This window comes from Methanoregula sp., assembly GCF_049690535.1.
Taxonomy (GTDB): domain Archaea; phylum Halobacteriota; class Methanomicrobia; order Methanomicrobiales; family Methanospirillaceae; genus Methanoregula.
This window is the reverse complement of sequence record NZ_JBAVMX010000107.1, coordinates 1-11,513: the sequence shown is the minus strand read 5'-3', so window position 1 is coordinate 11,513 and position 11,513 is coordinate 1. Positions and strand designations below refer to the sequence as shown.

Sequence of the window (11,513 nt, the reverse complement as noted above, 5' to 3'; positions counted from 1 at the left end):
GGGCCGTCGACATAGACGCGTCTCAGCACTGCTGCTGCCCGGATAAACCACCAGTCGGGGTCTTCGGGAGGCATCTCCTTATGTACCCCGGTCTTTGCAAAGGCAGCCCATGCCGGCGGCTTGATCTCCTGCCGCTTCTTGAGCTCCTCGGCAACCTTCCTGATGAGGTGGTCGGCCGGGACATCATATACGGTCGTCATGAAATAGTCCTCACTGTTTTTAAAATTAAATAACAGTCTTAACTTATTGGTAAGCGAGGTTCTTATATATTTCGAGAAGCCGGCCCTCGTCTCTGCCGGACCAGAAAAGGGTTTATTTTCTCTCTTTTTGCCCGCGTGCCGCGAACACCATCGTTTTTCCCCGGACGTTGACCAAGACGGCACCGGCGGCTTCTGCCACCTTCTCCGGTTCGACTTCGGTATTCTGAAGCCATTTCACTTTGATAGTCTTGCGTTTCTTGAGCTGGGCAACAATCTCTTCGATCGTCGCCTCAGTACATCCCTGTTTCCCGATCCAGACCGTCGGTTTGAGGTCCTGCATTGAGGGATCATTCGGTGTTGTCATGAGATCTCTCCACCCGGTACCGGGTTGTCTTGTTGCATTCGAGGCAGGTGGCTGCCACCCATCCATGGTGAACCCGCACCCGCATGTTTACCCCGGGCACCAGGTACCGGTAGCAATGGTGACAGTACCGGCGCCGGTGCTCCCGGTCGATCCTGACACGCTGGCGCATGGCAATCTTCCGGGCAAGGGCAACATACCGGTCGCTGTATTCAGGGTGCTTATGATAGACCTTCTCTGCCTCGGAAAAGAGCACCGCAATACGCTCCCGTGCCAGTGGTTTTACCGAAGGGGTGCGGTTCTTGTCTTTCATGGTTCACTTTTTTTGCCTTTTTTAGGTGTCATACTATCAGCGCCCGGGATATAAAAACGACCGGGCACGGGCAGGGCCTGATGAAGTTAATCCCGTAACAGGACGTTTTTACCGGGTCCTGACCTTCCTTCCTTCAATAATGAGGCGATCCTCGCAGAAAAGCCGGACCGCCTCGGGAAGGGCAAGATGCTCCTGTATGAGAATGCGGTTCGCGAGCGTATCCTCGTCATCATCGTCCATCACCCGGACGCAGCGCTGGAGAATGATGGGGCCGCCGTCAAGGCTTTCATCCACGAAGTGTACGGTGCACCCCGCCAGTTTTACCCCGTGCTCCAGTGCCTGTCGCTGGGCGTGGAGGCCGGTGAAACTGGGCAGGAGCGCCGGGTGGATGTTCATCATCTTCCCGGCATACCCACGGACAATCGCTGACCCAAGGATGCGCATGTAACCTGCGAGCACGACAAGGTCGGGTCGGGCCCCCTTAAGTGCCTCAAGCAGTGCCTGCTCGTAAATCTCCCGTGTAGCAAACGAGCCGTAATCGACAACGACGACCGGGATATCAGCGACCCGTGCCCGCTCGATCGCATACGCTTCCGGGTTATCGGTGACAAGCGCCACGCACTCGGCCGGGATATTCCCCCGCTGGAGGGCCCCGATGATGGCCTGGAAGTTCGAACCGCGTCCCGATGCAACCACTACGATCCGTTTTGTCATGTTTTCTCCACCCACTTACTGGTGCTCGGCACCGCCATTCGTTTCCGGGCGGACAACGCACTTGATCTTCACGATGCGCCTGCCATGCATCTGCATGACAACAAGCGTGATCCTCCCGGCCTCGATCTCCACCTTCTCCCCCGGGTGCTGTGGGATGTGGCCGAGCCTGTCGATCAGGAGCCCCCCTACAGTTTCGTACGATTCGTCCATGGGCAGCCCGAGCCCGAGCTCATCGTTGATATCGTCCACCCACATCTGGGCGTCGAGCACGTAGACTCCCTCGGAGATTGTCTGCACCTCGGGTTCCTCCTTGTCGTACTCGTCCATGATTTCTCCCACAAGTTCTTCGAGGATATCCTCGACAGTGACGATCCCGACAAAACTGCTGTACTCATCGATGACGATCGCGATCTGCACCCGGTGGACCTGAAGTTCTTTTAAGAGTTCGTCAATCTTCTTTGTCTCAGGTACGAAGGTCGGGTCGTACATGATCTCTTTTATCGAGAGGTCTTTCCTCTTTGAAACCATCGCGGAGAAGACATCCTTAACATTGAGGACGCCGGTGATGTTATCGATCTGATCGTGATAAACCGGGATACGGGAGAAGCCGGTCTCGTTAAAGATCCGGATCGCTTCGCCGATGCCCGAGGTATCCTCCATGAGGATCACGTCAACGCGGGGAGTCATAATCTCCCGGGAGGTCGTGTCCCCGAACTCCAGCACTGAATAGAGCATCTCTTTTTCGTCCTGCTCGATCGTACCTTCTTCCTTACCCACATCGATCCATTCCTTGATCTCCTCTTCGGTCACCGCGGGTTCGGCCGCGTCCCTGCCAGCGCCAAGAGAGGGGCTCAACCGATCAACGATCCAGATGACAGGCGAGAGTATGCGTGAGAGGAAAAGGATAATGGGAGCGACGGTGCGGGGGAACGCATCCGGGGCCCGGGTGGCGTAGATCTTCGGGCCGATCTCACCGAAGATCAGGAGGACGATTACGACAAAACCGGTGGCGATACCGACACCGATACTGCCAAAGACGCTGATCGCAATTGCCGTTGCAATAGCGGCGGCTGCGATGTTCATGATGGTGTTCCCGATCAGGATCGTGATAAGGAAGTGATCCGGGTTCTCCTTTAACGTGGCAAGGGCCATGGCACCGGGCTTGTTGTCGTTCACAAGCGTCCGCACCCTCGCCTTGGTGATCGAGATCAGGGCGACCTCTGAACTCGAAAAAAACGCGGAGAGCAGGATGCAGACGATGAAGAGCAGAAGATAAAAAAAGTTCTCAATCATCCTGTTTCACGCCGTGTAAAAACACGCCAGCATCTTTGGTTCATAGTCGTTCTTATACAGCAGATATGGGAAATGTGATTAAATAAAACCAACGGACGGCGGCATTCCCTGTTTTAGTCAGGCTCCATGCATTCCCGCATAAACGCAGTATCCTTTGCGAGGATCGCGCACTTTTCTTGTGCAGGGAGCGGTTTTCCGAGATTGAGGTCGTCGATTTCAAGCATCAGGCCGCCCCGGTAGTGGCAGTCACGGAGCTTTGTGAGGATCCGGGCGATGACCGGGCTCCGGTCCAGCGGGAGATGGAGCCTCCCGTTTTCAGCACGGCTGATATGCACGTTTGCAAGCCGTTCTGCGCAGAGATCGATGTACTGCATCACAATCTCCTCGGATGCCGCGAGCGCGTGTGAGGTATCGAGCGTGAACTTAAGCCATGGTTCAGAATCAAGCACGTCCCGCATCCGTTCTGGAGTGCAAATAAGGGAATTGACGGCAGGTTCCATGTTTTCGATCGCGACGGTGACCGTATCCTTGAAGGCGGCCTCGCGGAGCGCCCCGATATAATAGTCGAACCGGGCACGGTCCGCCTCGCCCGGGGGACGTTTTGCTGTCCTTCGGCCGGGGTGGACGGTGAGGACACTGGCCCCGAGCATCTGCGCCATTTCAAGCGACCGGACTGCGTAGGCAACTGAAATCTCTGCGACGTCGGGATTGATGGAGCAGGGATTCAGGTCAAGAACCGGCGTGTGGACGGTAAGCGTGGCGATCTCCGGGTGGGACCGACGGCAGGCCAATACCTCGTCTGCCGGGAGGTTGCGGAGCCAGAAGTGTGGTGTCTCCAGCCAGTACTCGATCCCGTCGAGACCTGCCTGTGCAGCAAACGAGAAGATTTCCTCTGATGTATATTCGTGGAAGAACATGCTCGAAACGCCGTAGGCAGTCATGATAATACTAATTGATAAGCGCTTTGTGCATAATATTTCCTTCATGGACTGGTTTTACCGCACCGAACCCCCCGAGGTGCAGGAACCAAAAGAATTGCCCGTCCTGCCTGACGCTCCGCTCACGGTCGGTGAGGTCTCCGGTATCATCGAACGCCTTCTCGATGACCGCCAGCTGCAGGATATGAAGGTGCAGGGCGAGGTTACCAATTACACGCACCACACCCGGGGCCACCGCTACTTCTCCCTCTCGGAGAAAGGGGGCGGGAGCACCGCAGCGGTGATCAGGTGTGTCATGTGGCGGTCGGATGCCGACCGGCTTTCCTTTGAGCCGGAGGATGGCATGGCAGTCGTTGTCACCGGTTCGGTACGGGTATACCCACCGCACGGGTCCTACCAGTTACAGGTAAAATCGATGACCCGGGCGGGAGCCGGGGAGAAATACCTCCTTGTCGAGAGATGGAAAAAGGAACTGGCAGCGGAAGGCTGTTTTGCCACGGAACGGAAACGCCTGCTGCCTTCGTTTCCCGCACGGGTGGGGGTGGTCACATCAGAAACAGGTGCGGTCATTCACGATATCCGCACCGTGATTGCCCGACGCTATCCTGTGGAGATCGTCATTTCCCCGACTTCGGTGCAGGGTGATGAGGCCCACAGGGAGATCGCACGGGCAATCAATCGGGTCGCAGGGCTGGTGGATGTGGTGATCGTCGCACGTGGCGGCGGGAGCTTCGAGGATCTCTTCCCTTTCAACCACCCCGATGTCGTGCGGGCAATTGCTGCCTGCCCGGTGCCGGTCGTATCGGCCATCGGCCACGAGGTCGACGTGACGCTTGCCGATCTCGCTGCCGATATGCGGGCGCCCACCCCCTCGGCTGCGGCCGAACTGGTGGTCCCGGACAGGAAAGACCTCCGGATCGCACTCCGGGATCTCCGGTGCCAGCTGGGCGGGGCACTGCTTGCCCGCGTCTCACGTGCGCAGGAGGATATCGCTGCGCTCCGGGACCGGCTCCGCCCGCAGAGATTCTGCCGGAAAATTGGTGAGAAACGGCAGGCAACCGCGGATCTCTCTGACCGGCTTGAACGGTCGTACTCGACACGGATCGAGCGCGACCGTCTCATGCTCGCGGAGATGAAGACTGCACTTGACGGGAGGAGCCCGCGTGCGGTACTTGCCCGGGGATACTGTATGGCAGAAAAGGAGGGTGTCGTGGTGAGGTCCACAGATGCCATCAGGGAGAACGACCGGCTGAACCTGCGGTTTTACGATGGCAGGAGCCGGGTAACAGTGGAGCGTGTGGATCATGACGGAAACCTATGAGGAAAAGATCGAGCAGTTGCGGCAGATCATCGCTAAGATCGAGGACGGCGGTACGAGTCTCGACGAGAGCATGAAGTTATACGAACAAGGTGCAGCGCTTGTCAAACAGTGCGAAACCCTGCTTGCCGGGGCCGAAGAGAAGATTACCACGCTCAGCCGGGACGCGTGACGGTCAGGGTTACCGTCATCTCTTCTACGTTCCGGAGTGCGGCGATAAGATCCCGGGGCAGTGTTGCAGCCACGTGATCCGAGCAGATGCCAATCGTCCTGCCGCAGGTAAACGAGCTTCGCCGCCAGACCAGGTTTGTCGGGTGATCGAGAGTCAGGTTCGCCGATCCCCGGGATCGCACCACAACTTCAGCGTTCCCCGCAGAAAGCTGTGTTACAAGAACCGCGTCATCGTGAGCGAGGACCTGTCTGAACTCCGCTGAAAGGCCGGCGCAGCCCCTGTCGGCAGCGACCCCGATGATGCAGTTTCCGTTCCCGGTAAGATGCTCCTCGCATGTCACTTCAAACGTGGTCGGGTGGGTGCCAAGGACGAGGGGATGCCCCCGGCACCGGATAATCTCCTGCGCCTTCATGCTTTATCATGTGAGGGTTGCCATTCATATTTTAATGTTTATCACCGTTTTGTGTCCCGAGTGCAGGGAAGAGACCGAGCACGAGGTCCTCGCTGAGTCTCGCGACCGCCTTGTCCGGTGCACCACGTGCGGGCACCACCACCGGATACCCTGGGAGAAGGAACCGGAACTGCTTGTGATAAAAACGATTGTCTCCCGTGAAGGAACTTCACTTACCGGCACCATCGAATTTGACCCGGATGACGAGTGTTTCCTTGACGACCACCTCGTGGCAGAGTGCGGGGACGAAGCCTACGGGGTCGAAGTGACGGCGATCGAATGCGGGGGGCGCAGGCTGCCGCGTGCAAAGGCAAAGGACATCACCACCCTCTGGACGAGAACCATCGACCGGGTAGTCGTAAAGATCTCAGTCCATGATGGCAGGAAAACGATCCCGCTCTACATGGAATGCGAAGGTGAGGATGAGTTTGTGGTTGGTGAGAAGTACGTTGTCGATGGGAAACGGTTCAAACTCTCCCACATCAAACTGCGCGACGGTCCCCTGATGAGAAAAGAGGGCTGGAAGACGATCGCTCACAAGATCAAGCGTATCTACGGGGTCCGTTCATAAGATCCTTTTTTTGGTATTTTTAGCGCCCGTTCTCCAGGTGTAAATGAAGACCACGTACCGTGAAGGTCAAAACTAACATCACGTTTACGGCATTGTGCCGGGAGGAGGCTTGGTCAGTCAGGAGCAAATATCCGGTTTTTATGAATTACCCCGGTAAACAGTTGCGCCTGCATATAAAAGACAAAAAAAATATTCGGGTGATCAGCTCGAAACCGGGTTGATCGAGATGACCGTAACGTCAACGCGAGGATAGGAGAAATCGATGTTGACTCCGTCAGAAGTCTTGTTGGTGATCTCACCGATTCGTATATACGTCTGAGCGGTGCTGTTGGCCGCTGTTGCATTGGGGTTATCGGAAACACCAAGGTCTATGAGCTCGCCAACCTGCATCGATGAAAGCGTCATGTTATTGAGTTCCAGCTGTTTTTCTGACCAGAACTGTGTCATGGGCTGGGCAGATGTGAGAGAGATCGTTTTCGCACCGTTCGTCCTGAGCCCGACAACACCGGTACTGATCGTGGTGTACTCGCTCGCAAACAGTGCAAACTGGTTGGTCCAGCCACTCTTCTCTGTATAGACCTGTACCGGGAATATTGCGGTCGATGGGGACTGGTTTGCAGTTATGGTGAGCTGCTTTGAATACATGATACCGGAACCCTCACCGACAAGCTGCGTGTACAGCTGCTGGTTCGAGGTGAGGAGCGGGTTTCCCTGCGCATCCCGCAGGGTATAGTCCAGTACAACCACATCGCCGGGTTTCACTGTGGCAAGCGATGAAATCCAGCTTGAACCCATTGCGGATACCACCATGAGTACGACAAAAAGTACTCCGGCGACAATCGCAAGTATTTTTACCCACGCTCTCTTTGATTTTGCAGCCTGTTTTTTTGCGCCCATTACTAAAATCCTCCTTATTAAGTCAATGTTTAACGGTCATAAACTATTCTGATAAAATACGGATCGGGTAATTTCCCGGAACCTGCGGCACTTCCATGATGTTTTTTGCCAGATGTAACCGAAAACGATGCCAAAGCCAGTTTCAAGAACGGGGTACTGGACGTCTATCTCAAACGTTTAAATATTGCACCGGTTTCACGCATCGCCATTGAATTGATCCACTGCCCCACGCATACTTTTTTTACCGATTCTTTAATGTCATCAGCACCGGAAATTGTACTGATGGACAAAAAAAAGGTCAAGGATTATATGACCTATGATGTCGTCAGCGTGGATCTTCATGGCACGGTACAATCGGTTATAGAAAAGATCCAGCAGACCAATCACGACGGCTTCCCGGTCGTTGACGGTTCGGCAGTGGTCGGGTATATCGCAGCCCGCGACCTCCTCTTTGTAAAACCGGGCGAAACGATTGAACAGGCCATGTCAGGAGAACTGATCGTCGCGGATCCCGAGATGGATATTACCGATGCGGCACGGGTGATCTTCAGGAGCGGTATCCAGAAGCTTCCCGTCGTGGATGAGAAAAATCACCTACTGGGGATCATCTCCAATTCCGATGTGATCCGCTCGCAGATCGAGCATGTATCCCCGGAAAAAGTCTTCAATTTTATGACGACCTTAAAAAAACTCTACGGCGTCGATCCCACGCTCAACCGGGGCATTGTGCCAGTCAAGGATCTGCTTCCCACCCAGTCCAAGATTTACGAGGACGAACTTGAGGGCAGGATCTACGAGATCAAAAAAGGGCTGGCGGAACCCATCATCGTGGTGAAAAGGCCTGGCCGGATTATCCTCGTGGACGGTCACCACCGCGCGATAGCTGCAAAGAGGCTTGGCATAACGGCGCTTGACGCATATATCATTGAGATCCGCGAGGACGTGGAACTGGGCATGGAGCGGACGGCAAACACGATGAATCTAAAAACCCTCGATGATGTGCAGGTACTGGATTATGCACGCCATCCGCTTGTTGCAATTACGCACCGGCTGGTGAAACGGGCCTGAAAAAAGTATACTTTTTTTACGACCCTTCGCACCTGACGTCGAACTTTTCGTTGAGGATATGCTCTTTTACGATAGCACCCTCCGGAACCACGACTTCAGGCCAGACCCGGGTCTTTGAATGTACCACAACGTTGCTGCGCAAAACAACCCTGGGGCCGATCACGGTATCGTTCTCTATACAGCAACCTTCCCCGATCTGGGTATCATTATCGATGATACTTCCCGAGATCGTGGTATTAGCGCCGATGACTGCCCTGTTGTAGAGGGACGAGGAGAAGATCTTTGCATTGTTCCGTATGATGCACCGCTCACCGATACTCGTGTAGGGGCCGATCAGCACGTTATTCCCGATGGTCGTCCCTGATCCAATTGCAACCGGCCCGATAACCCGGGTGTTCTTCCCGAGCGTGATCGCGTCGCCCAGCTGCACCGGGCCCTGCACCCGTGCGCCGTGCATGGAAAGGTCGCCAATGATATCGGTGATCGTGATGTCCTGCAGTTTCCAGCGCTCAGCCTGCCGGAGCGAGTGCGGGCTCCCCACATCTGTCCAGTTCCCCCTAGCAAGCCAGCCTTTGAGGATCTTTCCCTCGTCCATCAGATGCGGGAACAGGTCACGTGCAAAATCAAATTTTTTCCCTGGAGGGATATGATCGAAAATATCAGGTTTGCAGACATACATCCCCGTGCTTGCGAGATTAGAGAAGATCTCACCCGGGGATGGCTTTTCCTTGAACCGCTTTATCTCGTAGTTGACATCGATTTCAGCGATACCGTACTCGCCGGGATCGTCAATAGAAATAAGGCCTATGGACGTTATTGCCTTCTCACTCTTGTGGAATCGGTAGAATTCAAGGACATTTAAGTCGGTAACATGGTCGCCGCCGACGACCAGAAAATCCTGATCATCGAGGTATTTCCTGGCATTTCTCACGCTGCCGGCAGTACCGAGCTTGGTCTTCTCATGGACATAGGTGATATCGACGCCAAAGAGCGAGCCGTCACCGAGTGCCGCCTCGATATCATTTCCCATGTACCCGAGGGTCATCACTACTTCGCGGAACCCCATATTGGACAGGTGTGAGACAAGATGCTGGATTGACGGTCGGTTGACAATCGGGATACAGGGTTTCGGACGCTCGAATGTGAGAGGGCGCAGGCGTGTTCCTTCGCCCCCGCACATGATACACACCTTCATGACTCTAATTTTGGCGTTAAACTGTTTTAAGTATAGTGCCGGAGATACTATGGGATACAAGAGGGCACTGCTATGGGATCTGATACATACCGGGAACTTGACGTTAGAGATGGTACCGTCCAGTGCCTGCCGGAGAAACGGGAACCGGTCGATTACTGTCGGCTCTGCATCCACAGCCGTGAGTTCAAAGTAAAAGATCGGTACGTGAAATCCCCGTCACTGGCCTACTGCGTTAAGTGCCGGGTGACCGAAAATGTGGATCTCTCTACGGTCCAAGCCGTCAGGTGTGCGGACCGGCAGGGTGAGGGATTCCACAGCATCACGAATATCATCGGCTAAATCTCCCTCATGAAACACGCGGCGTCTCCCGCGATCCGCCTATTTTTTCATTAATGCAAGAATTGCAGCCATGTCCACGTGCTGCTCGAAAAACGTCGCAAGGGTATCGTAGGGATCGTTGTCTACCTGAACAATCGGGATAAAAGGCAGCCTTTTTTTCCCGTAAAGATAGGAAAGCAGCGCATTTACCGCTGACGGGTTTAAAAACAGTCCGTGCATGTAGGTGCCAAAGACAAGCCCGTCGGCACTTACCCTGCCATCTCCGCACAACGCCTCTCTGTCCGTTCCTTCTCCGGTAACACCCATATGGATCTCGTACCCGGTCACCGTGCCCATAGATGAGAGAATCGGCGGAACCGGGCATGCATTGCGTTCCACCTGCGTGGTATTTTTGGAATACGAGGCAAAACGGGTGACACAATCAAGCAATCCGAGCCCCTCATAAATTCCTGCGGCCGATTCAAAACCTTCATCTATGAGGGTTTTTCCCAGCATCTGGTATCCCCCGCAGATCCCGATCACCGGCACGTTTCTTGCACGCGCCTCCTGCAGTTCGCGATCTGTTCCCTGTGCCCTGATCGCGGCAAGATCATCGATGGTGTTCTTTGTGCCGGGGATGATAATGCAGTCGTATCTCGTCAGTGCGGCACCGCAGGAAACGTAATCAACTGCCGCGTACTGTTCGAGCAGTTCGAAATCCGTAAAATTGGAGATATGGGGGAGACGGATGACCGCAATCCGGACCGGAAACTCCCGGGCCGTCTTATCCCCGATGGAAAGGGAATCTTCACTGGGGAGGGGGAGGGGGAAATAGGGCACGACACCAAGCACCGGTACACCCGTCAGTTCCTCGATCATCTTTACACCCGGGACAAAGATGGCCGGATCTCCCCGGAACTTGTTAATGATGATTCCCTTCACCAGCGGCCGGACCCGTTCCGGCAGGAGTTGGATGGTACCGTATATCTGGGCAAATACCCCGCCTCTTTCGATATCTGCCACGAGGATAAGGGGGAGGGTGAGTTTTTCGGCGAGCAGAGTATTTGCAATGTCCCGGTCGTACAGGTTTATCTCGGCTGCCCCACCCGCCCCTTCGACCACGACCTGGCCATATTCCTGTTCAAGGCGCTGGAATGCGGCCACTGCTTCCGTGAGCAGGTAGGGGGTTTCCCGGTAGTACTCCGCTATCGGGACATCCTTATACGGGTGACCGAAAAGCACTACCTGCGAGATACAGTCGCCCTTTGGCTTGAGCAGCACCGGGTTCATGTCAGTGGTGGGAGATAGCCGTGCAGCCCATGCCTGCATCGCTTGTGCCATCCCGATCTCCCCGCCATCATCAGTCACAAATGAGTTCAGGCTCATGTTCTGGGACTTGAACGGTGCAACGCTCATCCCCCGGCGCACCAGGCACCGGCAGATCGCAGCAACCGTCACGCTTTTTCCCACGTGCGACGAAGAACCCACGACCATGAGAGACATACTCAATCATTGGATTGCCCGCACATAAAACGAATACGTGTCAAAAACAGATGCAAACGCGGTTTTCCGGCCGGATATCGTTCCGACAATGCCAAGTAATAAATAACCAGAACTTAAAAATAGCTGTAATGATTGGTGGCATTTGCCCGACGTGTGGACTTCCCAGGGAATTGTGTATCTGTGAGGAGGTAGCAAAAGAAC

General features: G+C 55.0%; 15 protein-coding genes and 1 pseudogene. 6 read left to right on the top strand and 10 right to left on the bottom strand.

The window, feature by feature from the left end; genetic code table 11:
• The 6 genes from WCE46_RS08085 to WCE46_RS08060 all read right to left on the bottom strand — a co-directional run.
• Positions 1-200, bottom strand: a 200-nt coding sequence (locus WCE46_RS08085) for a 40S ribosomal protein S19 (protein ID WP_424733184.1), incomplete at its 3' end; no start/stop codon positions are given.
• Positions 201-312: 112 nt separating this feature from the next.
• Positions 313-564, bottom strand: a complete 252-nt coding sequence (locus WCE46_RS08080; RefSeq protein ID WP_424733183.1) for a YhbY family RNA-binding protein — start codon at positions 562-564, stop codon at positions 313-315.
• Positions 548-874, bottom strand: a complete 327-nt coding sequence (locus WCE46_RS08075) for a ribonuclease P protein component 4 (protein ID WP_424733182.1) — start codon at positions 872-874, stop codon at positions 548-550. The genes WCE46_RS08080 and WCE46_RS08075 overlap by 17 nt, the downstream gene beginning before the upstream one ends.
• Positions 875-982: 108 nt before the next feature.
• The gene (gene purN / locus WCE46_RS08070; RefSeq protein ID WP_424733181.1) at positions 983-1,588 is read right to left on the bottom strand and encodes a phosphoribosylglycinamide formyltransferase; all 606 of its coding nucleotides are present in this window, start codon (positions 1,586-1,588) and stop codon (positions 983-985) included.
• A gap of 15 nt (positions 1,589-1,603) precedes the next feature.
• Positions 1,604-2,881: a hemolysin family protein gene (locus WCE46_RS08065; RefSeq protein ID WP_424733180.1), complete on the bottom strand. Its 1,278-nt coding sequence runs from the start codon at positions 2,879-2,881 to the stop codon at positions 1,604-1,606.
• Positions 2,882-2,994: 113 nt separating this feature from the next.
• Positions 2,995-3,867, bottom strand: coding sequence for a sugar phosphate isomerase/epimerase family protein (locus tag WCE46_RS08060; protein ID WP_424733179.1), 873 nt, complete (start codon positions 3,865-3,867; stop codon positions 2,995-2,997).
• On the opposite strand from WCE46_RS08060, the gene xseA reads away from it, so the two are divergent.
• Positions 3,866-5,140: an exodeoxyribonuclease VII large subunit gene (gene xseA, locus WCE46_RS08055; protein WP_424733178.1), complete on the top strand. Its 1,275-nt coding sequence runs from the start codon at positions 3,866-3,868 to the stop codon at positions 5,138-5,140. The genes WCE46_RS08060 and xseA overlap by 2 nt on opposite strands.
• A complete protein-coding gene (xseB, locus tag WCE46_RS08050; RefSeq protein ID WP_292425143.1) occupies positions 5,124-5,309 on the top strand; it encodes an exodeoxyribonuclease VII small subunit in 186 nt (61 codons plus the stop codon). The genes xseA and xseB overlap by 17 nt, the downstream gene beginning before the upstream one ends.
• Here xseB and WCE46_RS08045 read toward each other — a convergent pair.
• Positions 5,293-5,721 carry a DUF371 domain-containing protein gene (locus tag WCE46_RS08045; protein WP_424733177.1) on the bottom strand — a complete coding sequence of 143 codons (429 nt, stop codon included), beginning with the start codon at positions 5,719-5,721 and terminating at the stop codon, positions 5,293-5,295. The two genes, xseB and WCE46_RS08045, sit on opposite strands and share 17 nt — an antisense overlap.
• Before the next feature lie 34 nt (positions 5,722-5,755).
• Here WCE46_RS08045 and WCE46_RS08040 point away from each other — a divergent pair, with 34 nt between their 5' ends.
• Positions 5,756-6,331 carry an HVO_0476 family zinc finger protein gene (locus WCE46_RS08040; RefSeq protein WP_424733176.1) on the top strand — a complete coding sequence of 192 codons (576 nt, stop codon included), beginning with the start codon at positions 5,756-5,758 and terminating at the stop codon, positions 6,329-6,331.
• 201 nt (positions 6,332-6,532) lie between these two features.
• Here WCE46_RS08040 and WCE46_RS08035 read toward each other — a convergent pair whose 3' ends face one another.
• On the bottom strand, positions 6,533-7,228 hold the full coding sequence (locus WCE46_RS08035) for a hypothetical protein (protein WP_424733175.1): 696 nt from the start codon (positions 7,226-7,228) through the stop codon (positions 6,533-6,535).
• A gap of 282 nt (positions 7,229-7,510) precedes the next feature.
• On the opposite strand from WCE46_RS08035, the gene WCE46_RS08030 reads away from it, so the two are divergent.
• Positions 7,511-8,296, top strand: a complete 786-nt coding sequence (locus WCE46_RS08030) for a CBS domain-containing ParB/RepB/Spo0J family partition protein (protein ID WP_424733185.1) — start codon at positions 7,511-7,513, stop codon at positions 8,294-8,296.
• A gap of 16 nt (positions 8,297-8,312) precedes the next feature.
• Here WCE46_RS08030 and WCE46_RS08025 read toward each other — a convergent pair whose 3' ends face one another.
• On the bottom strand, positions 8,313-9,476 hold the full coding sequence (locus tag WCE46_RS08025; RefSeq protein ID WP_424733174.1) for a sugar phosphate nucleotidyltransferase: 1,164 nt from the start codon (positions 9,474-9,476) through the stop codon (positions 8,313-8,315).
• An 87-nt stretch (positions 9,477-9,563) separates the two neighbouring features.
• Here WCE46_RS08025 and WCE46_RS08020 point away from each other — a divergent pair, with 87 nt between their 5' ends.
• Complete coding sequence (locus WCE46_RS08020) at positions 9,564-9,830, top strand: hypothetical protein (protein WP_424733173.1); 267 nt, start codon at positions 9,564-9,566, stop codon at positions 9,828-9,830.
• A gap of 39 nt (positions 9,831-9,869) precedes the next feature.
• Here WCE46_RS08020 and WCE46_RS08015 read toward each other — a convergent pair whose 3' ends face one another.
• Positions 9,870-11,312 (bottom strand): cobyric acid synthase, encoded by a 1,443-nt coding sequence (locus tag WCE46_RS08015; protein WP_424733172.1) that lies wholly within the window; start codon positions 11,310-11,312, stop codon positions 9,870-9,872.
• Between the two features lie 128 nt (positions 11,313-11,440).
• Here WCE46_RS08015 and WCE46_RS08010 point away from each other — a divergent pair.
• Positions 11,441-11,513: pseudogene (locus WCE46_RS08010) on the top strand (stress response translation initiation inhibitor YciH); the annotation flags it as partial.

Excerpts from the sequence above, each read along its gene's own strand:
- WCE46_RS08080 (WP_424733183.1), bottom strand. The coding sequence starts at position 564 with ATGACAACACCGAATGATCCCTCAATGCAGGACCTCAAACCGACGGTC.
- WCE46_RS08075 (WP_424733182.1), bottom strand. The coding sequence starts at position 874 with ATGAAAGACAAGAACCGCACCCCTTCGGTAAAACCACTGGCACGGGAG.
- purN (WP_424733181.1), bottom strand. The coding sequence starts at position 1,588 with ATGACAAAACGGATCGTAGTGGTTGCATCGGGACGCGGTTCGAACTTC.
- WCE46_RS08065 (WP_424733180.1), bottom strand. The coding sequence starts at position 2,881 with ATGATTGAGAACTTTTTTTATCTTCTGCTCTTCATCGTCTGCATCCTG.
- xseA (WP_424733178.1), top strand. The coding sequence starts at position 3,866 with ATGGACTGGTTTTACCGCACCGAACCCCCCGAGGTGCAGGAACCAAAA.
- WCE46_RS08060 (WP_424733179.1), bottom strand. The coding sequence starts at position 3,867 with ATGAAGGAAATATTATGCACAAAGCGCTTATCAATTAGTATTATCATG.
- xseB (WP_292425143.1), top strand. The coding sequence starts at position 5,124 with ATGACGGAAACCTATGAGGAAAAGATCGAGCAGTTGCGGCAGATCATC.
- WCE46_RS08045 (WP_424733177.1), bottom strand. The coding sequence starts at position 5,721 with ATGAAGGCGCAGGAGATTATCCGGTGCCGGGGGCATCCCCTCGTCCTT.
- WCE46_RS08040 (WP_424733176.1), top strand. The coding sequence starts at position 5,756 with ATGTTTATCACCGTTTTGTGTCCCGAGTGCAGGGAAGAGACCGAGCAC.
- WCE46_RS08035 (WP_424733175.1), bottom strand. The coding sequence starts at position 7,228 with ATGGGCGCAAAAAAACAGGCTGCAAAATCAAAGAGAGCGTGGGTAAAA.
- WCE46_RS08030 (WP_424733185.1), top strand. The coding sequence starts at position 7,511 with ATGGACAAAAAAAAGGTCAAGGATTATATGACCTATGATGTCGTCAGC.
- WCE46_RS08025 (WP_424733174.1), bottom strand. The coding sequence starts at position 9,476 with ATGTGCGGGGGCGAAGGAACACGCCTGCGCCCTCTCACATTCGAGCGT.
- WCE46_RS08020 (WP_424733173.1), top strand. The coding sequence starts at position 9,564 with ATGGGATCTGATACATACCGGGAACTTGACGTTAGAGATGGTACCGTC.
- WCE46_RS08015 (WP_424733172.1), bottom strand. The coding sequence starts at position 11,312 with ATGTCTCTCATGGTCGTGGGTTCTTCGTCGCACGTGGGAAAAAGCGTG.